Annotated in this window: 21 protein-coding genes; 17 read left to right on the forward strand and 4 right to left on the reverse strand. The window is 45.5% G+C overall.

Annotated features, from left to right (window positions below; genetic code table 11):
• Nucleotides 1–22 precede the first annotated feature (22 nt).
• From secY to alaS, 11 genes are all read left to right on the forward strand, one after another.
• A complete protein-coding gene (gene secY, locus H3V12_RS02050) occupies nt 23–1,369 on the forward strand; it encodes a preprotein translocase subunit SecY (RefSeq protein WP_075870496.1) in 1,347 nt (448 codons plus the stop codon).
• Entirely contained in the window at nt 1,366–1,944 is a 579-nt protein-coding gene (locus H3V12_RS02055) for an adenylate kinase (RefSeq protein ID WP_198212435.1), read from the forward strand. Before secY ends, H3V12_RS02055 begins: the two co-directional genes overlap by 4 nt.
• Nucleotides 1,945–2,128: 184 nt before the next feature.
• Nucleotides 2,129–2,497: a 30S ribosomal protein S13 gene (gene rpsM / locus H3V12_RS02060; protein ID WP_075870498.1), complete on the forward strand. Its 369-nt coding sequence runs from the start codon at nt 2,129–2,131 to the stop codon at nt 2,495–2,497.
• Between the two features lie 126 nt (nt 2,498–2,623).
• On the forward strand, nt 2,624–3,013 hold the full coding sequence (gene rpsK, locus H3V12_RS02065; protein ID WP_075870499.1) for a 30S ribosomal protein S11: 390 nt from the start codon (nt 2,624–2,626) through the stop codon (nt 3,011–3,013).
• A gap of 93 nt (nt 3,014–3,106) precedes the next feature.
• Entirely contained in the window at nt 3,107–4,120 is a 1,014-nt protein-coding gene (locus tag H3V12_RS02070) for a DNA-directed RNA polymerase subunit alpha (RefSeq protein WP_075870500.1), read from the forward strand.
• A gap of 23 nt (nt 4,121–4,143) precedes the next feature.
• On the forward strand, nt 4,144–4,569 hold the full coding sequence (gene rplQ / locus H3V12_RS02075) for a 50S ribosomal protein L17 (RefSeq protein ID WP_075870501.1): 426 nt from the start codon (nt 4,144–4,146) through the stop codon (nt 4,567–4,569).
• A gap of 809 nt (nt 4,570–5,378) precedes the next feature.
• On the forward strand, nt 5,379–6,773 hold the full coding sequence (locus H3V12_RS02080) for a DegQ family serine endoprotease (protein ID WP_198213734.1): 1,395 nt from the start codon (nt 5,379–5,381) through the stop codon (nt 6,771–6,773).
• Between the two features lie 48 nt (nt 6,774–6,821).
• On the forward strand, nt 6,822–8,102 hold the full coding sequence (locus tag H3V12_RS02085) for a replication-associated recombination protein A (protein WP_198212437.1): 1,281 nt from the start codon (nt 6,822–6,824) through the stop codon (nt 8,100–8,102).
• A gap of 111 nt (nt 8,103–8,213) precedes the next feature.
• The gene (locus tag H3V12_RS02090; protein ID WP_198212439.1) at nt 8,214–8,885 is read left to right on the forward strand and encodes an OmpA family protein; all 672 of its coding nucleotides are present in this window, start codon (nt 8,214–8,216) and stop codon (nt 8,883–8,885) included.
• A 226-nt stretch (nt 8,886–9,111) separates the two neighbouring features.
• A complete protein-coding gene (gene recA / locus H3V12_RS02095; protein ID WP_075870504.1) occupies nt 9,112–10,194 on the forward strand; it encodes a recombinase RecA in 1,083 nt (360 codons plus the stop codon).
• Nucleotides 10,195–11,479: 1,285 nt separating this feature from the next.
• Nucleotides 11,480–14,146, forward strand: a complete 2,667-nt coding sequence (gene alaS / locus H3V12_RS02100; RefSeq protein WP_198212440.1) for an alanine--tRNA ligase — start codon at nt 11,480–11,482, stop codon at nt 14,144–14,146.
• Between the two features lie 1,012 nt (nt 14,147–15,158).
• Here alaS and H3V12_RS02105 read toward each other — a convergent pair.
• Entirely contained in the window at nt 15,159–16,988 is a 1,830-nt protein-coding gene (locus tag H3V12_RS02105; protein WP_075917202.1) for a glucan ABC transporter ATP-binding protein/ permease, read from the reverse strand.
• 210 nt (nt 16,989–17,198) lie between these two features.
• Between H3V12_RS02105 and H3V12_RS02110 the strand changes: the two genes are divergently transcribed.
• The 4 genes from H3V12_RS02110 (at nt 17,199) to H3V12_RS02125 (ending at nt 20,181) form a co-directional block, all read left to right on the forward strand.
• Nucleotides 17,199–18,182, forward strand: a complete 984-nt coding sequence (locus tag H3V12_RS02110) for an RluA family pseudouridine synthase (RefSeq protein ID WP_198212442.1) — start codon at nt 17,199–17,201, stop codon at nt 18,180–18,182.
• Entirely contained in the window at nt 18,179–18,856 is a 678-nt protein-coding gene (locus H3V12_RS02115) for an HAD-IA family hydrolase (protein ID WP_198212444.1), read from the forward strand. The genes H3V12_RS02110 and H3V12_RS02115 overlap by 4 nt, the downstream gene beginning before the upstream one ends.
• On the forward strand, nt 18,849–19,661 hold the full coding sequence (locus H3V12_RS02120) for an ATP12 family protein (protein ID WP_198212446.1): 813 nt from the start codon (nt 18,849–18,851) through the stop codon (nt 19,659–19,661). Before H3V12_RS02115 ends, H3V12_RS02120 begins: the two co-directional genes overlap by 8 nt.
• A 91-nt stretch (nt 19,662–19,752) precedes the next feature.
• A complete protein-coding gene (locus tag H3V12_RS02125; protein WP_198212448.1) occupies nt 19,753–20,181 on the forward strand; it encodes an organic hydroperoxide resistance protein in 429 nt (142 codons plus the stop codon).
• Nucleotides 20,182–20,816: 635 nt separating this feature from the next.
• On the opposite strand, the gene H3V12_RS02130 is transcribed toward H3V12_RS02125, so the two are convergent.
• The 3 genes from H3V12_RS02130 to H3V12_RS02140 form a co-directional block, all read right to left on the reverse strand.
• Nucleotides 20,817–21,392 carry a hypothetical protein gene (locus H3V12_RS02130; RefSeq protein WP_198212450.1) on the reverse strand — a complete coding sequence of 192 codons (576 nt, stop codon included), beginning with the start codon at nt 21,390–21,392 and terminating at the stop codon, nt 20,817–20,819.
• Between the two features lie 115 nt (nt 21,393–21,507).
• Nucleotides 21,508–22,917: a type I glutamate--ammonia ligase gene (gene glnA, locus H3V12_RS02135; RefSeq protein ID WP_198212452.1), complete on the reverse strand. Its 1,410-nt coding sequence runs from the start codon at nt 22,915–22,917 to the stop codon at nt 21,508–21,510.
• Between the two features lie 78 nt (nt 22,918–22,995).
• Nucleotides 22,996–23,334, reverse strand: coding sequence for a P-II family nitrogen regulator (locus H3V12_RS02140; RefSeq protein WP_075870859.1), 339 nt, complete (start codon nt 23,332–23,334; stop codon nt 22,996–22,998).
• A 236-nt stretch (nt 23,335–23,570) separates the two neighbouring features.
• On the opposite strand from H3V12_RS02140, the gene H3V12_RS02145 reads away from it, so the two are divergent.
• Together H3V12_RS02145 and H3V12_RS02150 are read left to right on the forward strand one after the other, a co-directional pair.
• Entirely contained in the window at nt 23,571–25,100 is a 1,530-nt protein-coding gene (locus H3V12_RS02145) for an NAD(P)H-hydrate dehydratase (protein WP_246787465.1), read from the forward strand.
• Between the two features lie 131 nt (nt 25,101–25,231).
• The gene (locus H3V12_RS02150; protein WP_198212456.1) at nt 25,232–26,473 is read left to right on the forward strand and encodes a porin; all 1,242 of its coding nucleotides are present in this window, start codon (nt 25,232–25,234) and stop codon (nt 26,471–26,473) included.
• The last annotated feature ends 197 nt before the right edge of the window (nt 26,474–26,670 follow it).

Below are 26,670 nucleotides of genomic sequence, written 5' to 3' on the forward strand. Positions count from 1 at the left end.
TGGATAAAACCGGAGAGATTTTATGGCATCCGCCGCAGAACAACTGGCTTCCAATCTTAATTTTAGTGCTTTTTCGCGTGCTACCGAGCTTAAGAAACGTATTTGGTTCACTTTGGGTGCATTGCTCGTATACCGTTTTGGTACCTATATACCAATGCCGGGAATCAATGTTGATGCACTAAGACAAACTTTTGCACAACACGCGTCTGGTGTTTTGGGATTGTTCAATATGTTTGCCGGTGGAGCTGTCGGACGTATGGCCATTTTTGCTCTGGGTATTATGCCATACATTTCCGCATCCATTATAGTGCAATTGATGACGTCGGTTATTCCCTCGCTTGAAGCGTTGAAAAAAGAAGGTGAGACCGGCCGGAAGATTATCAACCAATACACGCGTTATGGCACTGTGCTGCTGGCGCTCATTCAGGCCTACGGCATTGCTATTGCACTTGAAAGCGGGATGGGAACGGGCTTACAAATTGTTACAGATCCTGGAATGATGTTCAGGATTACTGCTGTTATTACGCTTACAGGCGGTACGATCTTCTTGATGTGGCTTGGTGAACAAATCACCTCACGTGGGGTCGGAAATGGTATTTCCCTGATCATCTTTGCAGGTATCGTCGCAAACCTTCCCTCGGCTATTGCTCAACTCTTGACGGCACATGCACAAGCAGATCTGTCGACGTTCATGCTGCTTGCTATTATCGTTATTTGCATTGCGGTTATTGCTGTTATCGTTTTTGTTGAACGTGCACAACGACGCATCATTATTCAGTACCCCAATCGCCAAATGGGCAATAGAATGTTCAAAGGCGATACTTCGAATTTGCCACTCAAACTCAATACCGCCGGCGTTATTCCTCCGATTTTTGCGTCGTCACTTTTGATGTTGCCTGCAACAGTTAACAATTTTTCGCAAAACATGCCTCATTGGCTGCAGGCGATTTCCTTTTCATTGAGTCATGGACAACCGCTTTACATGGTTGTTTATGCCGGACTGATGGCATTCTTCTGCTTTTTCTATACGGCGATTGTATTCAATCCGAAAGATACAGCTGATCAACTGAAAAAACATTCCGGGTTTATTCCGGGAATACGGCCTGGAGAGCGGACTGCTCAGTATATTGACTACGTACTGACACGCATTACCGTTGTTGGTGCGATTTATATTATTCTTGTTTGCCTTTTGCCGGAATTTTTGATGTCGACATTGCATGTTCCGTTCTATCTCGGCGGTACGTCACTGTTGATCGTTGTAACAGTTACACTTGACACGATAGCGCAAATTCAAGGGCATTTGGTTGCTCACCAATATGAAGGTTTGCTCAAAAAATCAAAACTCAGGAGCGGGAAAAGAAATAGATGAAACTGATTTTTTTAGGACCACCCGGTGCCGGTAAAGGTACGCAGGCAAAAATTCTGACTGAAAAATATGGTATTCCGCAATTGTCGACCGGCGATATGTTGCGGGCCGCAGTTGCAGCAGGAACCGAAGTCGGCAAGAAGGCCAAGTCTATTATGGATGCTGGCGGGCTTGTTTCAGACGAGATCGTGAACCAGATTGTTTCTGACCGGATTGATGAACCTGATTGCTCGAAAGGTTTTATTCTCGATGGGTATCCACGCACTGTCGGTCAGGCCGAAGCGTTGCAAGAAATTCTGAAACATAAACATACGAAATTGGATGCAGTCATCGAACTTGTTGTCGATCAGAATGCGCTTGTCAATCGTATGAAGACTCGCGTTGCAGAAACAATTGCTGCAGGTGGAAAAGTTCGCTCGGATGATAATCCGGAAGCTTTTGCCAAACGCCTTGTGGAATATGGTCAGAAAACTGCTCCTTTGTCGCAGTTTTATGAAAAAACCGGTTTGTTGAAAAAAATTGATGGTATGGCCTCTGTCAAGGATGTCACACTGGCAATTGAAAAAGCACTTCACTAAAGACAGTCCGGCTTATAAGTGAAAGGGGAGTTGACTTTTGCGGTGAAATCCGTCAAAGACAGCACAATTTCATTTTTTTGAGAGATGATTGGAATCGGCTTTGTGTGCGGTTCTGGTCGCTTTGTGTTCCAACTGCTGGTAGTTGCGACACAAATGGTTGAAATTTAATTTAAGGAGAACAGGCGTGGCTCGTATTGCTGGCGTCAACATCCCGACGAATAAGCGCGTTATTATCGCTCTTCAGTATATTCACGGGATTGGACCGAAATTTGCTAAAGAAATCGTTGATAAAGTCGGTATTCCTGCTGAGCGCCGTGTGAGTGAACTTTCGGATGCTGAAGTTCTTCAAATCCGTGAAGCTATCGATCACGATTATCAGGTGGAAGGTGACCTTCGTCGCGAAGTTTCTATGAATATCAAGCGTCTTATGGATCTTGGTTGCTATCGTGGTTTGCGTCATCGTCGTTCGTTGCCGGTTCGCGGTCAACGTACACATACCAATGCACGTACCCGTAAAGGTCCGGCACGGGCTATTGCCGGTAAAAAGAAATAATTCACACGTGAATTTACTTCAGTTTGCCTGAAAACAGAAAACATTGTTTTTTGTTCGGGTTGATTGGAGCTAATAAGGTGTAGCCGCTGGAAATACGGCGGTGCAGAGATCAGTGAAAGGAAAATTATGGCCAAAGAGCCTACACGTATTCGCCGTCGCGAACGTAAAAATATCTCGTCGGGCGTTGCTCATGTCAATTCGACATTCAACAATACTCTTATAACAATCACCGATGCTCAGGGAAACACAATTTCCTGGTCGTCAGCTGGGGCTCAGGGCTTTAAAGGTTCGCGTAAATCGACACCTTTTGCGGCGCAGGTCGCTGCAGAAGATTGTGCAAAAAAAGCGCAAGATCACGGTATGCGGTCACTTGAAGTTGAAGTTTGCGGACCAGGTTCGGGTCGTGAATCCGCTTTGAGAGCACTTCAGGCTGCAGGTTTTATTATTACATCTATTCGTGATGTGACACCCATTCCGCATAATGGTTGCCGTCCGCGTAAGAAACGCCGCGTTTAATCCGGTTGTTTTTCGGTGTCAGAGCTTTGCTCTGGCGTTCAAGCTGGCCGTCACGGCTGAATGGTGGCGGAAGTAAAGGACAGGAATAGGAATATGATCCAGAAAAACTGGCAGGAACTGATTAAGCCTAATAAAGTCGAGTTTCAGACTCAAAACGGTTCGAACAAAGCTGTTGTGATCGCTGAGCCTTTGGAACGCGGCTTTGGTTTAACGTTAGGTAACGCTTTACGGCGCGTATTACTGTCTTCTTTGCGCGGTGCAGCTATCACTGCTGTGCAGATTGACGGCGTGTTGCACGAGTTCTCGTCAATCCCCGGCGTACGGGAAGATGTTACAGATATTATTTTGAATATCAAAGAAATCGCCATCCGTATGGAAGGCGAGGGTCCGAAACGCATGGTCGTTCGTAAAGAAGGACCGGGTGTTGTCACTGCGGGGGATATTCAGACAGTCGGCGATGTCGAAATTCTCAATCCTGAACACGTTATTTGCACACTCGATCAGGGTGCCGAAATCAGGATGGAATTTACAGTGAACGCAGGAAAGGGTTATGTTCCTGCCGATCGTAACCGTAGCGAAGATGCTCCGATCGGTCTTATTCCGGTTGATAGTCTTTATTCGCCAATTCGCAAGGTTTCATACAAAATCGAGAACACCCGTGAAGGGCAGGTTCTTGATTATGATAAATTGATCCTGACCGTTGAGACAAATGGTGCAGTGAGTGCAGAGGATGCAGTTGCTTTTGCTGCCCGTATTCTGCAAGACCAGCTTTCTGTATTCGTCAATTTTGAAGAACCGCAGAAAGAAGCTCCGCAAGAGCAGGTTTCCGAGCTTGCATTTAACCCGGCATTGCTCAAAAAGGTGGATGAGCTGGAACTTTCCGTTCGTTCTGCCAATTGTCTTAAAAATGACAACATCGTTTATATTGGCGATCTTATCCAGAAGACGGAAGCAGAAATGCTGCGTACGCCGAATTTTGGACGTAAGTCGCTCAATGAAATCAAGGAAGTTCTTGCTTCAATGGGACTTCATCTTGGTATGGAAATCCCCGCTTGGCCGCCCGAGAATATCGACGACCTGGCAAAACGTTATGAAGATCAATACTGAGTTAGAAATTAAGGAGAAGGCTCATGCGCCATGGTAAATCAGGCCGCAAGCTGAACCGCACTGCTAGTCACCGTAAGGCGATGTTTGCCAATATGGCAACGTCACTGATCGAGCATGAGCAGATCGTGACGACGCTTCCAAAGGCAAAAGAAATTCGTCCAATTGTTGAAAAGTTGGTAACATTAGGTAAGCGTGGAGGTCTCCATGCACGCCGTCAAGCCATCTCGGCAATTCGTGATGCAAAGCAGGTTGCAAAGTTGTTTGATACTTTGGCACCGCGCTACGCAACGCGCAATGGCGGCTATCTGCGTATTATGAAAGCCGGTTTCCGTGCCGGTGACAATGCTCCTCTGGCTGTCGTCGAGTTTGTTGAACGCGACGTGAATGCCAAGGGTGCTGCGGATAAAGCACGTGTTGAAGCAGCAGCCAAGGAAACTGAAGCTGCCTGATAGCTTGCTTACAAAGCATTTCGGAGAACCCGCTTTTATAGCGGGTTTTTTGTTGTCTATGATGTTTCGAATTTCTTCAATGCGGTAAGGCACTTACCTTCGTCTTCAATAGGAAGATACAAATTGTCGCGAATTTTTTAAATCTCATTCTGTTGAATGATTGCATGAAAATCTTGGGATGAGAATCGCGTAACGTTATCCGATTATGTTCCAAAAAATATGTGTATACAAAACAAGGAAAAGAGCAGCACGTGAATATTGTGCTGCAAGTCGTATCCGACAGAATTGAACACCACTGGAATTGGTATTTGAACATTGGCGAAAAGAGAAAAGCATTTTGAGCGGGAAATCGATTGTGCCTTGTAGTGCGTGTGGGCGTAATCTCGCAGCGGAAATTACTCGCTGTGTTTTAGTGTGCGGGTACGAAACTTGATGTTGTAGGGAATATTCGACGCACGCAATGCTTCATCTTTTTGAAATTGGAACCAAAATAGGGGTGGGAGTTGGGCTGCCGTTCCTTGCAAGAATGCACCTGAAGTATGATTACAGAAGTCTTAGCCTCTCTATTGAGAGTTCCATTGGATGATGCTTGAAAAATATCGTTTGCTCCTTCACAAAAAGCATCGAAGAAACGGATAAAAGATATGAAAAAAAGGATGGTTCCGATATCGTTCTTTTGCCAAAATCATCAATAAAATGGCAGTTCAGTTAAAAATAAGCATTTAGAGATAAGTCTCATTGAGAAATGCTTAAAAATACCAGACTGTCTCTGCTATTGTGAAAAGAGAATCTATAATAAGGAATCGATGATGAAGCTGTCTTTCAAGGCAATTGTTCTTTTCAGCGTTTTAACAGTCATTCTGCCTCAGGCAGGATTTTCCGAAGTGCCGCAATCTCAAGCGGAAATTAAACTGAGTTTTGCGCCTCTTGTTAAAGCAACTGCACCTTCGGTGGTCAACGTCTATGCTGCCAGAATTGTAAAAGCGCGTTCTCCTTTCGCTAACGACCCTTTTTTTGAACAGTTTTTTGGTCAATCGCTTCAAAATGCTCCATCAAGAAGACAGTCCTCACTAGGTTCCGGCGTGATTGTTGATCAAAGTGGTCTGATCGTTACGAACTATCATGTTATCCGTGATGCGGATGAAATAAAGGTTGCTTTGTCGGATGGTCGCGAATTCGAAAGCAAGGTGATGTTAAAAGACGAGGCAACGGATATTGCGGTTTTGAAAATCACTCCTAAGGGTGCGCCATTTCCGGTTTTGCCATTGGGCGATTCTGATGCCGTCGAGGTGGGAGATCTGGTTTTGGCAATTGGTGACCCGTTCGGAGTAGGCCAAACCGTCACAAGTGGCATCGTTTCAGCTCAAGCACGCACACGCGTCGGCATTTCCGATTTCGATTTTTTCATCCAGACCGACGCACCGATTAATCCGGGCAATTCGGGCGGAGCACTTATTGATATGAAAGGGGAATTGATTGGTATCAATACGGCGATATATTCGCAATCGGGCGGTTCGGTTGGAATCGGCTTCGCAATTCCGGCAAACTTGGTAAAAACTGTTGTTGATGCTGTGAAAAGGGGCGAACAGACATTTGAACCGCCTTATATTGGTGCATCATTTCAGAACGTAACAGCAGATGTTGCCGAAGGGCTCGGAATGGATCAGCCTTATGGAGCCATTATAACCGATGTTGCCAAACAAAGCCCTGCCGAGAAGGCTGGACTTAAAATCGGTGATGTTATCCTGAAAGCAAATAACATCCGTATTGATAATCCTGATAGCCTTGGTTACCGGTTAATGACAACGGGTATCGGTCACACGCTGGATATCGAATATCTGAGAAACGGCAAGACAGCCAATACCTCCATATCACTCACTTCTATTCCCGAAAACGAGATTGCACGTCCCGAAAAATTGTCGGGAAATACGCCTTTTTCCGGTGCTGAAGTGATGAATTTGACGCCGATGAATGCACGCCGTTTTCATGTGGCACCGGATTCAAACGGCGTTGTCATCAATGATGTTGAAGATAACAGCAATGCTTCAGGATTGTTTCAAAGGGGTGACATTATTCACGGCCTTAATGGCAAAGAAGTCAAAACTGTTGCCGATCTGAAAAAAATTCTATCAAATGGCCAACCGCGTATCTGGCAACTCGAATACGAACGCAACGGCATGTTGGTTCGGCAATTTGTGCGCTGAGGTGTTTTCTTGGTAAACGACCTTTTCTCATCTTCGTCTGATCCGGAAATGGATAAGACAAAACCTCTAGCCGAGCGCATGCGGCCGCAACATTTGTCTGAAGTGATCGGGCAGGAACATCTTACCGGCCCAGAGGGTGCATTGACCCGAATGATCAAGTCCGGCTCTATGGGGTCAATGATCTTCTGGGGACCACCTGGAACCGGTAAAACGACTGTCGCACGGCTTCTTGCAGGCGAAACGAAATTGGCTTTCGAACAGGTTTCAGCAATCTTTTCCGGTGTGGCAGAGTTAAAGAAAGTATTCGAAAGTGCGCGGGCGAGACGCATGTCGGGTAGGCAAACTTTGCTTTTTGTCGATGAAATTCATAGGTTCAATCGAGCCCAACAAGATAGTTTTTTGCCTGTTATGGAAGATGGCACCGTTATTCTTGTAGGGGCTACGACCGAAAACCCTTCATTTGAACTTAATGCGGCGTTACTTTCCCGTGCACGTGTTTTAACATTTTATCCGCTCGACGAAAAAAGTTTGGCAACAATTATAACAAGAGCTGAAAAGATCGAAGGTAAGGCTCTTCCTGTTGATGATGGCGCACGAGAAATGCTGGTGCGTATGGCTGATGGAGATGGCCGTGCAGTGCTGACAATGGCCGAAGAATTATGGCGGGCAGCAAGACCGGATGAAGTTTTCGACGATAAAACACTCCAAAAGATCGTACAGAAAAGGGCTGCAATTTATGACAAAGGGCGGGATGGTCATTACAATCTGATTTCGGCGCTTCATAAATCAGTTCGTGGGTCCGATCCCGATGCTGCACTTTATTATCTTTCTCGTATGTTGGATGCCGGCGAAGACCCGCATTATATTGGTAGACGCCTTGTGCGTATGGCTGTTGAAGATATTGGTCTTGCTGATCCGCAAGCTCTTTTGATCGCAAATGCAGCCAAAGATGCTTATGATTATCTCGGGTCGCCGGAAGGGGAACTTGCTTTTGCCGATGCGTGTATTTATCTCGCAACCGCTCCGAAATCCAATGCCGGTTACGTGGCATTTAATAAAGCGATGCGTTCTGCGCGTGAAAACGGTTCCTTAATGCCGCCAAAATCTATCCTTAATGCTCCAACAAAACTTATGAAGCAGGAAGGTTATAGCGAAGGCTATCATTATGATCATGACGAACCGGATGCCTTTTCGGGGCAGGAGTATTTTCCCGAAAAAATAGGCCACCAGCACTACTATGATCCGCCGGAACGCGGCTTTGAACGTGAAATAAGAAAACGCCTTGAATGGTGGGAAAAATTACGTAAAGAGCGCAGAGAAGAAAAATAAACTCGGTATTTCGCTATAAAAATTGTATTCATGTAGTGAAATCCGGAAAACCACCTCTATAATCTCCAACAGGAGATTAAAGTGAATCCACTCTAATGGAGATTACAAACAATGTTGAAAAAGTTGGGCATCCTTTTTCTATCAGCAAGTTTTTTAACCGCATGTGAAACCACAAATCCCTATACCGGCGAAAGTCAGGTATCGAAAACGGCAACGGGCGCAACGATCGGTGCCGTAGCAGGTGCCCTTGGTGGTCTGATGGTTGGCGGTTCAAGTCATGCGCAAAGAAATGCTGTGTTGATCGGCGCCGGCGTTGGCGCACTTGGTGGCGGCCTTATCGGCAATTATATGGACCGTCAGGAAGCCGAACTTCGCCAACAGCTCCAAGGGACGGGCGTATCCGTTACACGATATGGCGATCAGATCCGGCTCAATATGCCCGGCAATATTACGTTCAACACCGATCAGGATTCAGTCAAAGGGCAATTCTATCCGGTTTTGAATTCTGTTGCTATTGTATTGAAAAAATATAACAAATCTCTGGTGGATGTTTTTGGTTTTACAGATTCGACCGGAAGTCTTGAACATAATCAGGATCTGTCACAAAGGCGTGCACTTTCGGTTGCCAATTACCTTAACAGCCAAGGCATTGATGGACGCAGACTTGCGGTTCAAGGCTATGGCCCTTCTAATCCGATTGCCTCCAACGACACTGTGGAAGGCCGTTCTCAGAACCGTCGTGTAGAAATCCAGATTGCACCGTTGCGTCAGGACGGCTATTGATTTTCTGTGAATTAAAAATTTGTTTTTCTAAAAACCGCCGATCAGATCGGCGGTTTTATTTTATTGAGTTTTTCCTTGAGTGAAAAGAACATTAATAGAACAAAATGACATAATAGAACAAAATCAACGTGTTATATGGCTTGTCAAAAAAGAACAAATAGTGTACAAATGAACCATCAAATAAATGAACGCTCTGGCTTCATATGTTAGAAAAGGTTAGTGTAAGATGTCACAAAATACATTGCGACTCGTTGAGGATAAAACAGTGGATAAATCAAAAGCTCTGGATGCCGCACTATCCCAGATTGAACGTTCGTTTGGCAAAGGCTCTATCATGCGCCTTGGCGATAACAAACATATTGTCGAAATCGAAACAATTCCGACAGGTTCGTTATCGTTGGATATTGCGCTTGGAGTAGGGGGACTTCCAAAAGGTCGTATCGTAGAAATTTATGGGCCTGAAAGTTCCGGTAAAACAACTTTGGCTCTTCATACAATTGCCGAAGCACAAAAACGTGGCGGCATTTGCGCTTTTATTGATGCCGAACATGCGCTTGATCCGGTTTATGCCCGTAAACTTGGTGTCGATATTGAAAACCTTCTCATTTCGCAGCCGGATACAGGCGAACAAGCTCTGGAAATTACGGATACATTGGTGCGCTCCGGTGCGGTTGATGTTCTTGTCGTCGATTCTGTGGCTGCACTTACGCCACGCGCTGAAATCGAAGGTGAGATGGGAGATTCGCTTCCTGGCTTACAAGCCCGTTTGATGAGTCAGGCATTACGCAAATTGACCGCGTCCATTTCACGTTCGAATTGCATGGTTATTTTTATCAACCAGATTCGTATGAAGATCGGTGTTATGTTCGGCTCGCCCGAAACGACAACGGGTGGTAATGCATTGAAATTCTATTCGTCTGTCCGTTTGGACATCCGTCGTATCGGTTCTATCAAAGACCGTGATGAGGTTGTTGGTAACCAGACACGCGTCAAGGTCGTCAAAAACAAGCTTGCTCCTCCATTCAAGCAAGTTGAATTCGACATTATGTATGGCGAAGGTATCTCGAAGCTCGGTGAACTTATCGATCTTGGTGTGAAGGTCGGTATTGTCGAGAAGTCCGGTGCGTGGTTCTCGTATAATTCCCAGCGTTTGGGGCAGGGACGTGAAAATGCCAAACAGTTTCTTCGCGATAACAAGGAAGTGGCTGACGAAATCGAGGCAGCTTTACGGCAAAACGCCGGTCTGATTGCAACAGAACTTCTTGAAAACGGTGGTCCGGAAGCTGATGATGAAAGCGCAGCAGGCTGATCCTGCTTTATTGAAACCGGCACAGATAGTTAGAGTGGTTTCGGGATCGAAAATTTGTCCATACTAATGTGAAAACGTTAAAGAATTTATCGGTTCTGTATCTGGTTTATAATTGAATGATGGGCGTCAGCAGAAAGACTGGCGCCCTTTTTTGATTGTTCCGTTAGAGCTTATGGATAATGCGGTTGGCAGTTAATATAAATGTTGTTCGATAGAAGTTGAATTGTAAAGGCTAGCTAATAAAACCGTCAGGAAAAACCTACTGGAAAAAACGGCAGGAATAAAATTCCTCAGGAAAATGCCAGTAGGATATGTGTCTATGTCGGAATGAAACGGCATTGTTCTGTCGAAACGATATTCGCTTTGCAGTGGTTGTGCGTGACTACACAGTTTTTCATGATGATTCTTCTGGCGTCATTTCAAAAGCGTTCCTAGAATTTCCTAAAATGCCCTAAAATTCTATGTATAGCGCGTGGTACTTTTACGTAAATGATGTGTTCGGAGTTCTGTCCTTATCGGTGCGAGGTGCTATCGTTTTAATAGCGGTTTGATCAGGCACTTCAGGAAATCAGACTGAACGGATAAAAGTTCGGTCTAGTGAACTCTTTTATTCGCTATTGCAAAAAATTGTCGTGGTCTTGGTATCTCATGGAATTATCGCGGAATAATGAGCCGTGTTCCAATTTTATGAATTGTCGTGCTTCGAGTTGGTATTCGACCGATTGCTGACGGCAATTTTGAAATTCGCGGATGAGAGTTTATCGGATGCGGTTTACTGTTGATTTCAGGATTAAATAATTAAGAGGGACAAGATCCGATTTGCTGCTGGTAAATTGAAGAAAAACCGTTTTAACACCAAAAAATATTGCGGTAAGTCAAAGAAATCTTTCTGACGCAATTGATCGAAAATGTCCGAGGTAACACATTCCGATAGGGATTTATGCAATAGAGTGGTGGCAATAGGAAAAACCGACAATGGGATAGCCATTGAATTTAAGCGGGTAAAACGTGTTGGTAGGAGGTGGTTGCTTTCGTCACCGCCCATTCAAGTCGTTGAGATAATGTTTGAACAAGCGCTTTTTTTAAGCTCGTGGCATATGTTTCAAGTGTTTTCTGTTGATCTACTTTGCTTGAGCCAAAAAGCACCGGATTTAGCATTCACATTGCGGGATTGGCTTGAAAAAGTAGTTTCCAGATTGGTGAATATGCTCTAAAAGGCAGTCAAATATATTTTTAAAAATCCGGCGGGCAGGATTAAGCTCAGCGGCGAGTACAGGTGTCAGTTATGAATAGTGTTAACGAGATCCGGTCAACATTTCTGGATTATTTCCATAGAAACGGGCATGAAATTGTCCCATCCAGTCCGTTGGTTCCGAGAAATGATCCGACCTTGATGTTTACCAATGCGGGAATGGTACAGTTCAAGAACGTGTTTACCGGTCTTGAACAACGCCCCTATAAAAGAGCAACAACAGCGCAAAAATGCGTTCGCGCCGGCGGTAAGCATAACGACCTTGATAATGTGGGCTACACAGCTCGCCACCACACATTTTTCGAGATGCTCGGTAACTTCTCTTTTGGTGATTATTTCAAAGAACAGGCCATCTATTTTGCCTGGAATTTGCTTACTAAAGAATTCTGTCTGCCAAAAGAAAAGCTGCTTGTTACTGTCTATCATGAAGATGATGCGGCAGCCGAGTTATGGAAGAAAATAGCCGGTCTTCCGGACGACAAAATTATCCGGATTTCAACCAATGACAATTTCTGGGCTATGGGTGACACGGGTCCTTGCGGACCGTGTTCGGAAATATTCTATGATCACGGTGATAAAATCTGGGGTGGCGTGCCGGGAAGCGCCGAGGAAGATGGTGATCGTTACATTGAAATCTGGAACCTTGTTTTCATGCAATATGATCAGGTGACAAAGGACCAGCGTAATGATCTTCCGCGGCCGTCGATCGATACAGGCATGGGGCTTGAACGTATTGCTGCCGTTTTGCAAGGTGTTCATGATAATTATGATATTGACCTCTTCAAGACATTGATCCGCGCCTCCGAAGAGGCAACCGGTGTCAAGGCGGAAGGAGAATTTGTTGCAAGTCACCGTGTGATTGCAGATCACCTTCGTTCATCCGCTTTTTTGATCGCCGATGGCGTTTTGCCTTCCAATGAAGGGCGCGGTTATGTATTGCGCCGCATTATGCGTCGCGCCATGCGTCACGCCGAGCTCCTGGGCGCAAAGGAACCGTTGATGTGGCGCCTGTTGCCGACCTTGATACGTGAAATGGGACAGGCCTATCCCGAACTCATCCGTGCTGAAGCGCTGATTTCTGAAACATTGCGGTTGGAAGAAACACGCTTCCGCAAGACTTTGGAACGTGGTCTTACCCTTTTGAACGAGGCAAGCCACAATCTGAAATCGGGCGATCATCTTGATGGTGAAACAGCATTCAAACTTTATGATACCTATGGTTTCCCGCTTGATCTTACTCAGGATGCACTTCGTCGCCGCAATATAACGGTTGATGTCGAGGCTTTTGACAAGGCAATGGAACGCCAGAAAGCAGAAGCCCGTGCCAATTGGGCGGGGTCTGGAGAAGAGGCAACCGAAACCGTCTGGTTTGCCGTTCGCGATCGCGTCGGTTCAACCGAATATCTTGGCTATGAGACAGAAAAGGCCGAAGCAGTGATTACTGCAATTGTGAAAGATGGCAAAATTGTCGATGAGTTGAAGGAAGGTCAAGAAGGAGCATTGATCGTCAATCAGACACCTTTCTATGGCGAATCCGGTGGTCAGGTGGGTGATACCGGCGTAATTGCCGGCGAAAAGTTCTCGTTTAATGTGACCGATACACAGAAAAAGGCGAACGGTGTGTTTGTCCATATCGGTGTTGCGAAAAATGGCTCGATCAAGACGGGCGACGTTGTCGAACTTGATGTTGACGAAAAGCGGCGTCGTAAAATCCGTGCCAACCATTCAGCAACGCACCTTTTACACGAGGCTTTACGCGAAACATTAGGCACGCATGTTGCCCAGAAGGGGTCATTGGTCACGCCTGAACGTTTGCGTTTCGACTTTTCTCATCCCAAACCGATGACAGCGGAAGAAATCAAACAGGTTGAAGATTTGGCAAACGAAATTGTTTTGCAAAACAGCCCTGTGACAACCCGTCTTATGAGCGTTGATGACGCCATTGCCGAAGGTGCAATGGCCTTGTTCGGCGAGAAATATGGTGACGAGGTTCGTGTTGTTTCAATGGGGCAGCGGGTTGACCCGACAAAAGTCGGAAACCGCGCGTGGTCGCTTGAACTTTGCGGTGGCACCCACGTCAAACGTACCGGTGATATCGGGCTTATCCGCATTGTATCGGAAAGCGCAGTTGCTGCCGGTGTTCGTCGTATTGAAGCGCTGACAGGCGATGCAGCCCGCCATTATCTTGATGGTCAGGATCAACGTGTTCACGAAATTGCCAATGCATTGAAAACAACGCCTCAGGAAGCACTGGAACGTGTCCATGTGCTTGTTGAAGAACGCCGCAAGCTAGAAAAAGAGTTGAATGAGGCAAGAAAGCAATTGGCCTTGTCCGGTGGCGCTAATGATCACGGCGAAGCCGATATTGAACAGATAAACGGACTAGCCTTTATGGGGCGTGTTGTTCATGGTATCGCGCCAAAGGATTTGAAGCCACTTGCTGATGCCGGTAAAAACAAGATCGGTAGCGGCGTTGTTGCCTTTATCGGTGTTTCGGAAGATGGCAAGGCAAGTGCTGTCGTCGGTGTTACCGATGATTTGACAAAACGGTTCAATGCTGTCGAACTCGTCAAAGCATTGTCGGAAGTTCTAGGTGGTAAAGGCGGTGGTGGCCGTCCGGATATGGCTCAAGCTGGTGGACCAGATGGTAACAAAGCAGATGATGCGATGAAAGCCTTGAGACAAAAATTACAGAAATGAGACTTAAAAAGCGGGCACTAACCCGCTTTTTTATTGTCTTATGGGCTTACGATTTTATTGTTCTTCTCTGCAGTCATTCCATCAAGTCCGTAAAAAAGTTTGAAGCCGCTTCCGGCTTTTGGCTTCATATTATTTTAGTGAAATTGCGAGAGTGCGGGAAGCTCGCTTTGTGAGGCAATAGTGCCGATCTTAAAATGACACATGTTTTTGAGAGCAGGGCGCAACGGGCGGTTTTAGGCCTATTCAAGGGAATAGTTTAAGCGCGGCAAGACTTATAAATTTGTTTTTAGCGAACAATTAAACAGGATTTTCAAAAGTTAAAACTTTGCCGGCTGATGGTGATCGTTCGTGAGAAGTGACTTGCAAAGTTGCGAAATGCAACGAATGGTCATGACGGGCTTTTATCAATGAGTGATAATAGGTTCATACTTATCTTGCTCGATCATCGCTATCAAATGGAAGATTTGGAATAGCCATTGTTAACGTTCGTATAGCTGGATTGAATAGCCCCGTTTTTCATGCACCGGTGATAATTTCCTATAGAGGGCTCTTCCGACAGTGGATGAATATATTGCTAATTGAACAGAGGGGTTTCGTACTGGCCTTTGATGGGCGGGATATTGCTGCCTTCACAGAGTGAAATTGGGTTTTCAGCTATTCATTGCCGGTTAATGTCGCTTGAAAAATGGAAAGCGGGTTACAAAGTGCAAGAACGGAAAATGTGTATTTTGGGCGTCACCGTTACGTTGGGTTGGCTATTGCGGCTTCTCGTGAATGGAACAGGATTAAATTTATTGAAGGAATTTGGCTATTTCGCTCATGCGTTTATTCCATTCCGTTTCAACTCATTTCTTTTATTAGTAAAACGCCGAGTGTTTTTCTTGCCCCGCAACTGGTCAATAGGGAATTCATTTAACCGATCTTATTGTGAAAACGGTTAATCCCGTGACATCGGACTTACCATCTTGAATGGTTTTTATAGTCAATGCGTTAAGCTACAAAATTGGTCGGTTTATGATGGTTGTTGAACCTGAACAGCATTGTCGCGGTTAAGTGCATGGGGCGAATGGTCTATTGTTAAACCACCCGCTTTAAGAAGGGCTGTGAAGCGACCGCCTTTTTCAGCAAGTTCATCGAAACTGCCTTGTTCGACAATATGACCATGATCCATAAATAATACCAGATCCGCATTGCGCACTGTCGAGAGCCGATGGGCGATGATGATTGTTGTCCGATTGCGGCTTACTGTGTCAATTGCTTCCTTGACGCGCGCTTCTGTTTCAACATCCAGTGCACTTGTTGCTTCATCAAGCACGAAAATAGGCGAGTTTTTCAATACAGCTCGGGCAATTGCCAGCCTTTGCCGTTCGCCACCGGAAAGGAGCGACCCGCGTTCTCCCACGCGGGTGTCATAGCCATTGGTTTTTGCATGAATGAAATCATTGGCAGCAGCAATCTTTGCTGCCTCATATATCTCTTCATCCGTTGCATCGGGGCGGCCGATGCTGATGTTTTCTTTGATTGTGCGGTTAAACAGCCCTGAATCCTGAAATACCGTTGCCATAGCATGACGAAGGGACGCACGGTTGACTGTTCTTGTATCAACACCGTCAATCGTTATAACGCCGCTTTCCGGATCGTAGATTCGTTGTAACAGGTTGATCAATGTTGTTTTACCCGCACCGGTAGGCCCGACGATTGCAGCGGTCTGTCCGGGTTTGATTTCGAAGGTGATGTCATAGACACCTTGCAGAGTATTCGAAAATTCATGGGTGACATGGTCAAAACGGATGTCGCCTTTGACATTGGTCAATGAGGGGAGGCCTTTAGGTTCGGCTGCCGCAACAGTCGAATCCATCATGTCATAAAACGCGTCGAGTTTCGCCCGATTGGAACCAATGAGATTGATGAAATTGCTGATCTGGTCAAGTTGACCAATCATCATTTGTGAAAAGAAAACAAAGGCAACAACATCACCAATATTGAGGATACCTTTGGAAACCAGATAGGCGCCAAGAACAATGACGACGATGACTGTGATTGTCGAGGCCATACGGTTAAGGCCGGCAGCCAAGGCCCACCAGTTCAAAACAGGATATTGTGCCTTGAGCACGTTTTGTGCATTCTGTTTGACGCGTTCGCTTTCTTCATCGCCGCGGTTGTAGCTTTGAACAACCGAGACATTGGAGATTGAATCTGTGACATGCTCGAATAAAGCAAGATGATATTTTTCAACCGATTCCTGTCCCGTTTTGGTCTTGGTCATGACAAGACGAGCGATCATGATATAAATAATGCCAAGCGAAATCAGAACGATGGACAGTCGGTAATCGGTCCAGATTGCAACGCTTAACAGAATTATAAGCTGAATCATTGAAGCGAGATGCTGGCGCATGAATTCGAGCCACATCGTGAACATGGATTCGCAAGCTCGCAGCATTGTGTGAAGTGCATTGGAGGTACCGATTTTCTGGTGCCATGCAAGCGGCATATTGATAATGCGCTGATAGGATTCAGCTAATACTCCCAAGCGTCTGCGATGTGCCAGACGATCAGCTCCCCTGTCGACCATTACAGTTGCGACAATGGAAAACATACCGAGTGCCGTCCACAATGCGAGATAAGGAATAACTGCTGTGAAGGTATCGCCAGCCGAAAAGGCAGTGCCGCTTGATACTGCTTGCGCGGTTAAAGACAGTTCATCAATAATCCAGCCGAAAATTTTCGGTATAAAAACCTGCACAGCCGCCATAGCAATATTGGCTGCACAAATGATGATGACAGTTTTCTTTTCTGTCATCAAATAGCTGACTGCACGCGTATAAGTTTTAAAAAGCGACAAGCTTATACCTCCAATGACACCTTGTCCCCGTGGTTGTCCGTTTTAAAATCGGTTCAACTGTTTATAATGTTTATTTAATGTGCGCTACTGTTCAATTTACGATCAGCAAAACCACTTTTAACAACACGATGTAACCGAGTGTGATCACAACGATAAATCATGTCGCTATTGTCGTTCGATGATGCTAGAGAAAACACCAAGGAGATGACGATGGCCGGTGTTGAAATAAAAAAAGTGGATGAAGATGAAAACGGTATGCGCGTTGACCGCTGGTTCAAGGTTCATTATCCGGGACTGGGGTTTGGCTACCTGCAAAAACTTTTGCGTTCCGGGCAAATCCGTGTTGAAGGGGGCAGGGTAAAGTCTGATACGAGGCTGCAAATCGGACAATCGGTGCGCGTTCCGCCTCTACCTGTTGATGAAAAAGGCGCAGTACCTCTAACAAGCAAAACCATTCGTGGGCAGGATGATGGTGACGTTTTAAAGCAGATGCTTCTTTACGAAGACAAGAAGCTTTATGTCTTTAACAAGCCGGCCGGTCTTGCTGTTCAGGGTGGCTCGGGTGTTACCCGTCATGTCGACGGCATGCTTGAAGCCTGGCGCAATCAAAAGGGTGAAAAGCCACGCCTTGTCCATCGGCTTGATCGCGATACGTCAGGTGTCCTCGTTGTTGCAAAAACACGCTCGGCAGCGCAGGCTTTGGCAGCGGCATTCCGTGCCCGTGAAACCAAAAAGACCTATTGGGCCATTGTAAGAGGTGTTCCCAAAAAACGCGAAGACAAGATTTCAACATGGCTTATTAAGGAATCCACCCCCGATGGCGATAAAATGCGTGTGTGCCCGCATGGCGAACCGGATTCCGATCATGCTGTTTCGCACTACCGTGTTATAGACACGCGCGGGCAGATTTTGTCCTGGCTTGAAATGGAACCTTATACCGGACGCACACATCAATTGCGTGTTCACGCGGCCTATATCGGCCATCCGATTATTGGTGACCCAAAATATTTTTATGCAGATCAGAATTGGGAACTGCCAGGCGGTATTCAGAATCGTCTTCATCTCCATGCCCGCCGGATAAGAATACCCAATCCTTCCGGAGGAATATTGGATGTGACCGCTCCTCTTCCGCCGCATATGGTGCAAACTTTCAACCTTCTTGCATTTGACGAAAGTGACGGAGATCAAGATTGACCGACAAGCCGCTTCGCCTCGCGCTTTTTGATTGTGATGGAACGCTGGTTGATAGTGTCTTTGCTATCCAACGGGCAATGGTTCAGGTATTTGAAAAATTTTCTTATAAAGAACCCGATCTTGACGAGACAAAACTTGTCATCGGCCTGTCGCTTGATCGTGCGATAGCACGTCTTTTAGATCGTCCTGTTGATGATGAAATTCTCGAAATGGTGACAGCCTATAAACAGATTTTTGCTAAAAACAGAGGCGATATATCTTTTACCGAGCCACTTTTTCCGGGAATTTCCGAAATGTTGACAGCGCTTGAAAGTAAGGATGATGTTCTTTTGGGTGTTGTCACCGGCAAGTCGAGGCTTGGAATTGACAAAATACTGGATGCCTACAAACTTCATTGTTTTATTACAATCAAAACAGCAGACGAATGCCCGTCAAAGCCTGATCCCACAATGGTTATCGAAAGTTGTAAACAAACCGGCGTGTTTCCCGAAAATACTTATGTGATCGGGGATTCAATTTTTGATATGCAAATGGCCAAGCTTGCTCATGCCAAAGCGATTGGCGTTTTCTGGGGCTATAATACGCCGGAAGCTTTGAAAGAAGCTGGAGCAGATAAACTGGTAAGAGAGCCAAAAGACATAATTTCGATTTTTGAAAGTGATAACAATGCGTGAATTGCTGCAAGAGCTGAACGACGATGCTGAAAAAGCTGATCCGGTAAAACAGGCTCAGATTCTCTCAAAACGCGAATTACCAAAGCGGTTTTACAAAGAAGCTTCTGTCAAGGAAGTGGGCGGGGAAGCGGGTGGGGAAGACAGCGGGGAATTTGCTGTTGTTCTTGATGGAAAGACAGTCAAAACGCCGGCACACCATAAACTTGTTTTGCCCAATAGAGCTTTGGCCGAGATGGTGGCACACGAATTCAATTCGCAAAAAAAGACAATTGATCCGGCGAAAATGCCGGTAACCCGTCTTGTGAACTCGATCATTGATGGTGTCATCAATAATGAGGATGTTGTGCGGCACGATATTCTGGAATTTGTCGGCAATGATATGTTGTTTTATCGGGCGGATTCTCCAAAAGAGCTGGTTGAAAGACAACACCATCATTGGGACCCCGTCCTTGATTGGATTCGCAACAATTATGGCGCCCGTTTTATGCTGACTGAAGGGGTGATGTTTGTAAAACAGCCCGAGGGTTCGATTTCAGCTATACGAGATGCTCTTCAAACAATAGAGTCTCCTTATGTGTTGGCGGCATTGCATTCGATCACCACTCTTTGTGGTTCGGCATTGCTCGCGCTTGCAGTCTGGAAAGGCAAAATAAGTCTGGCAGAAGCTTGGCAAATTGCCCATCTTGACGAAGACTGGACCGTCGAACATTGGGGAGAAGATGCCGAAGCCAAGGAAAAGCGCGCCTATCATCAGGCTGAATATGAAGCGGCTGCAGCGGTTATAGCGGCTATTGAAAACCTGTAAATTTCAAAAGTTTGACCAGTGGTTTATTGCTTCTCCGGAAAAACACGCTAGGTTAAAGAAGCAAGTTTTTATTACCAAGGAGTGAAGCTCAATGTTATCGACCATAATTTATAGAACGACAGCGATTGCTGAAGGCGGGCGGGAAGGCCATGTGCACTCGGAAGATGGTGCACTCGACATCGACTTGGTAAAACCTAAAGAGATGGGTGGTAACGGTACGATTGGTGCCAATCCTGAAACGCTTTTTGCTGCCGGTTATGCTGCATGTTTTGAATCGGCAACGCGTTTTGCTGCACAAAAAGCGGGATTTAAAGTTCAGGACGGAAGTTATGTAAAGGCCGAAGTCGGTATTGGACCACGCAAAAGCGGTGGTTTTGAACTTACAGTCATTTTGACAGTACATCTGGAAGGGCTCGACAAACAACAGGCTGAAATGGCCGCCCACACCGCGCATAACGAGATTTGCCCTTATTCCCATGCGACACGCAACAATATCAGTGTGCAGATTAAAGTTATTTGATAATAATAACTCAAAAAAACACTGCGGTATCAAATAGTTATGAACCGATCGGAGAGTTTTTCTGCAACGAAAAGCTGTCTCTCTGCGCGACCGTAAGGTTCAGTTAAATGGGCTTTGATGCTGCAGTGATTTTTGTTTTTATGCTTATCGCTCATAACTTGAATGAGCACCCACAAAGACAGATAAGTCTGACGCATAACACATCCCGAATTTTAAGGGCGGAGTCACAAAGCGGTAGCCTTCAGACTTCGTTCAAAGTTGGTTTGTTACGCCGTTTCTAAAAAGGCAGTTTTTCGTGTCCATCATGGTAAGACCCATATTACCAACTAAAAATTCTGCTTGAGCTCACTTGATCAGTTGCGCAATTTGTAACCAGCGTTAGATAGGCATTAAAATTCATCGCAAGTTACAAAATTTCAAATTTTGAAGGCTTTTATTCTACTCTTAACCGCAAAAATTTACGTCCGGCCATTAGTGTTCCGGAAAGGTATCTAAAAATCGTTCGAAACTGGTTTGAAAAGGCGCGGTTCAGGTCGAAAATAGGTTGGAAATTTTCCAGAACCGCACGTCGATTTTATGAAAAGAGAAATCTACAGTTTATGAAATCAAATGAATAAACATTTTGATGACAAACGCTATTTGATTGGTTTGATTTCCGGTGCGCTGAGTTTTATTTCTTCAAATCCCGGAAATGCCGCGCTCATTGTAGAAATTGTTGTTGCGTCGTCACCACGGACAAAATACCACTGATTATTATCAAGAATGGCAACAAGTTCACCTTTGATCTGATTTTTGTTATTGCCGTTGATTGTTGTGATTACAAAATCGGTGGGAATAATATAATAAGGCGTTCCATCCTTGAATTCTCCCGCACTTTTTTTCGATTGGCTTATCGTTATTTTGTCAACCTTATAGGTTTGCGCCAATTGTTTCATCTGGTTCACCATAATTTGGCGAAATTGCTCCTGATCGACTTTCGATTGGGCAGCAAGCGACTGGATGATACGCGGTGGTATTGCATTCAAAACAGCATCGAAATTGGAAGTTTGAAGCGCGGTTGCGTAATTATTTGTCGCATCGCTTAGCATCTTGACTTCTGCGTCCGTCGCCGATCGCGCATTGGCCGCGTTTAGTCCACAAAAAGCAATTGATAAACCAACGATAATTTTGGAGATGCCGCGCATAACTTGCCCTTGATACTGTTTACTCATACGTCTGTTATAGTGAATCCGGAGTCTAAAGGCAAAGCGTGACAGGAAAAAGGCAAGAAATGTTACAAAAACGGAGGCCGAAGCCCCCGTTTTCAAAGATCTTGGTTAATGAAAATCAGACAGAATAGTACATGTCGAATTCGATCGGATGAGGTGCCATCTCGAAACGCAGAACCTCTTCCATCTTCAATTCGAGGAACGAATCAATCTGGTCATCGTCGAATACGTCACCGGCTTTAAGGAAGGCACGGTCTTTATCAAGACATTGCAGTGCTTCACGCAAGCTGCCGGAAACAGTCGGGATTTTTTTCAATTCTTTTGGAGGCAGATCATAAAGATCCTTATCCATAGCCTGTCCAGGATGGAGCTTGTTCTTGATGCCATCAAGCCCTGCCATCAAAATTGCCGAGAAGGCAAGATACGGGTTGGCTGTCGCGTCAGGGAAACGGATTTCTACACGTTTTGCATTTGGCGAAGAACCAAAAGGAATACGGCAGGAAGCCGAACGGTTACGAGCCGAATAGGCAAGTAGAACAGGTGCTTCATATCCAGGAACAAGACGCTTATATGAGTTGGTCGACGGGTTGGTGAAAGCGTTGATAGCTTTTGCGTGTTTGATAATACCACCGATGAAGAACAGGCAGGTTTCCGAAAGACCGGCATATTCATTGCCGGCAAAAGTCGGTTTGCCATCTTTCCAGATCGACATGTGGACGTGCATACCCGAACCATTATCGCCAAAAATCGGCTTCGGCATGAAGGTTGCCGATTTGCCATAAGTATTGGCTACCTGATGCACGACATATTTGAATATCTGCATTTTGTCGGCTTCGCGCACCAATGTGTCAAAGCGGATACCCAACTCGTGCTGGGCGGCTGCAACTTCGTGGTGGTGCTTTTCAACGCGAACGCCCATATCGGTCAGAGCGGTCAACATTTCCGAACGGATGTCCTGACAGGAATCAATCGGAGGAACCGGAAAATAGCCGCCTTTTACGCGCGGACGGTGCCCGAGATTGCCCATCTCGTATTCGGTGTCGTCATTCGAGGGGAACTCGTTGGAGTCGAGCTTGAAACCGGTATTATAAGGGTCATTTTTGAAGCGCACATCGTCAAACAAGAAAAATTCAGCTTCAGGGCCGACATTGACTGTGTCGCCAATACCCAATGATTTGAGATAAGCCTCGGCTTTTTTGGCGGTCGAGCGCGGATCACGGTTATAGGATTCGCCGGAGATCGGGTCGAGTACATCGCACAGGATAACCATTGTGGATTGGGCGAAAAACGGATCCATATGGGCGGTCGTTGGATCGGGCATCAATACCATATCCGACTCATTGATTGCTTTCCATCCGCTGATGGAAGATCCATCGAACATGACACCATCAGCAAATGTGTCTTCGCTGATTTCAGCGATATCCATGGTTACATGCTGTAATTTGCCTTTAGGATCGCTAAAACGCAAATCTACGAAGCGAACGTCATTATCCTTAATTTGCTTAAGGATATCAGATGCAGTCGTCATATTACATTCCTTATTTAAAAGTAATAAAGGGTTGATCGGACATGCCCCGCAAATATGGGGCATGAGTTAACTTATGGCTTAGATAGCGTCTACGCCCGTTTCACCTGTACGGATGCGGATAACCTCTTCGACAGATGAAACAAAAATTTTCCCGTCGCCAATGCGACCGGTTTGTGCAGCTTTGCGGATAGCTTCAATCGCCGGCTCTACGGTTTCATCGGCAACAACAATTTCGACTTTTACCTTGGGGAGAAAATCAACAACATATTCTGCACCACGGTAAAGCTCTGTATGGCCTTTTTGTCGGCCAAACCCTTTGGCTTCCGTAACGGTTATACCTTGCAAGCCGACATCCTGAAGGGCTTCCTTCACTTCATCAAGCTTGAATGGCTTAATGATAGCCTCGATTTTTTTCATATTGATCTCGCCTCCAACGTTAAACTTTAGCTTCGGTAACCGCTTTAAGTCGATTTTTCCATTATCTATTAAGTTATAAGCATGTTTTGTGCCAAGTTGGAAAAATAACGCAATAACTCAACAATATTTTGCAGGAATGCGCAATTTATAGATTGTTAACCATAGCGATTTTTGACCAAACAATTATATTGGACTTAACAATTTGTGTCGTGGATGAATAAAAAATGGGCGGCGTGATGAAAAAATATGCAACATCAAAGTTAAGCAGACATTTTCCTGTTGAACTTTTGACACCAAAAGAAATGGGTGAAGCCGATCGTTTGGCAGTCACTTTAAACGGGCACGATAGTTTCAGACTGATGGAACGCGCCGGTCAGACTATCGTCGACATTATTTTGAATGATTATCGTCATTGCCGAAAAATCGCTGTTTTATGCGGGCCCGGAAATAATGGCGGCGATGGTTATATGGCAGCGCATATTCTTAAAAGCCATGGTTTCGAACCAACCATTTTTGCATTAGGGAAACCAAGAGCGGGAAGTGACGCAGAAAAAGCGGCTGCTTTGTGGGGAGAAAAGCACTTGCCTTTTGATAAATTTTCTTCGCCACAGGATTTTGATGTCGTTATCGACGCTTTATATGGCGCGGGGCTCGATCGCCCTTTGGAACAAACGCTTCAGGAGAAATTGAAAAGATTGAACGAAAGTGGTGTTCCTGTTATTGCCGTCGACTTGCCATCGGGTGTGTTCGGAGAAAATGGGATAATAAAAGGAGAGGCGGTCAAAGCGGCAAAGACAGTCACATTTTTCAGATTGAAGCCCGGACACGTATGTTATCCGGGAAGATTACAATGTGGCGAGATCAGACTTGCCGATATCGGTATTCCGGAAAAAGTGCTGGAAACTATCAAGCCGACACGTTTTATCAATTTTCCTTCACTTTGGCTCAAGAATTGGCCGGAACTCGATTATGATACACATAAATACCGTCGAGGACATGCGGTGGTGTTTTCCGGCCCTCAATCATCAACCGGTGCTGCACGACTTGCTGCCCATGCTGCCGCAAGAAGCGGAGCAGGGCTTGTTACAATACTCTCTCCGGAAGACGCACTTCTCGTTCATGAAATGCATCTCACCAGTATCATGCTTAAAGAAATGGGGAGCGACGCAGAAATTCTCGACTTTCTCGAAAGCCGGAAAGTGCGTTCGGTTGTTCTTGGCCCTGCATTCGGTTCATTGGAGCGTGCTTTTTCGATTGTTGAAGCAATTCTTTCGAAGAGTAAAATTTTTACACTTGTGCTTGATGCCGATGCGCTCACCGCTATTGCAAAGGAAAGTCAGAAAATATTTGCGCTGATCAAACAATCACCGGTCAATGTTATTATGACGCCACATGAAGGCGAGTTCCAACGCGTTTTTCCGTCTGTTGCACAAATGGAAGACTTGTCGCGTATAGAGAAAGCCGCAAAAGCAGCAACTGATAGCGGTTCAGTGGTTGTCTATAAAGGCGCGGATACAATCATCGCATCTCCCGACAGCCGCCTTGCGGTTAACGTAAACGGGACACCGTTTCTTGCAACAGCAGGTTCTGGTGATGTGCTTTCGGGAATTATAGGTGGTTTGAGTGCACAACAAATGCCGATTTTCGAAGCAGCTTGCGCCGGAGTCTTTCTCCACGCACAGTGTGCTGAACATTTTGGACACGGTATGATTGCAGAAGATATTGTTTCAGCAATCCCCTTGGTTCTTTCTGAGACAATTATGTGACTAATTTATCACTACTTAACTATAGATAGCACTTTTTTCCAATTTTGGCTTTTCATTGCGGGGGGACTGTCACATAACATCATTACAAATTTCTATTCACTATAGCCTATCGGGCACAGGGAGAAATCCGTATGAAAATTAAAGCACTGTTGGCAGGTTCTGCTGCTGCCATGGTTATATCGAGTGCATCTTACGCTGCCGATGTTGTTGTAGCCGAGCCGGAACCCGTCGAATATGTACGCGTTTGCGACGCTTATGGACAAGGGTATTTCTATATCCCCGGAACCGACACATGTATGCGCGTCGGTGGATATTTGCGTGCCGATATAAAAGGCGGCGATAATGTTTATGCCTATAAGGGCAAAAAAGATCGCGATACTTATGCATGGCGTGCCCGTGGTGAATTGCGCTTCCAGACAGCGAGCGAAACCGAGCTCGGAACATTGCGCACTTTGGTCGAACTACGTAACCAGTGGGATGATGGCAATGATACTTTGAGCGGTCAGGCTCACTTTGCTTACATCGAATTGGGTGGTTTGCGCGTTGGTGTTGACGAATCGATTTTCTGGCATTGGACGGGTTATCTCGGCAAAGTCTTGAACGATGATGTCGTTGATCCCGGTATGTTCCAGCGTACAAATGTTTTAAGTTATACATTCTCCGCAGATAACGGTTTTTCGGCAATTATCGGTGTTGAACAAGGTACTGATAACGGTAGCGATAATCCGGGCGACAACTACTACCTGAAAGGCATGGGTAAACGTGTTGCAACCGGTGCTGGAAAAGCCGACCGCGATGACCCCAATGCACGCCATTTCTATAGCGGTAGCAGCATTGATGATTACACACCGAATGTTCTTCTCGGTGCGAAATTTGTACAGGGTTGGGGTTCAGTTGCTGCTATTGGCGCTTATGATGCACAATGGGAAGAATGGGCTGCCAAACTTCGTGTCAATTTGAACCTGACCGATCAATTGTCGGTTTGGGTCATGGGCGGCTATAAGAGCAATGATGACTATTACGCCTATGACGATGTCTATAATAAAGATCGCCCCAACAGAAAGCATGATTACTATTATCGCATGCACACCAGTCAATATGGTGATTGGGGTGGCGATTGGGCCGTTTGGGGTGGTACAACCTATAAAGCAACCAAGAAGGCTTCCTTCAATTCCCAGTTGACCTATGACGACACAGATGTTTTCAGTGCATCGGTCAATATGGCTTATGAACTTGTTCCGGGTCTCGTTGTTACACCTGAAGTTTCTTACCTGAACTTCGGTAACGACAAGAAGTGGGATGATGGTTCACGCGTTACATTCCATGGCGACAATGCCGTTCAGGGGATGTTGCGTATGCAGCGCAATTTCTAAAATCAAATTAATTGAGTTTTCGAATGGCGGCTTTAGCCGCCATTTTTTTTGAAAAATTTAGTGTGGTTTTTGATTTTATGAGATTGTTTGCGTTAAAACGAAATTACGAATGCACAATATGCGGGAAAATTGCGCAATAAGGTGGTAAACCGAACCACTTCGGATGTTCAGGTTAAAAAGGCGGGTTGAAGATTGGA

The organism is Bartonella sp. W8167 (genome assembly GCF_016100335.1).
In the GTDB taxonomy this organism is placed as follows: Bacteria; Pseudomonadota; Alphaproteobacteria; order Rhizobiales; family Rhizobiaceae; genus Bartonella; species Bartonella apis.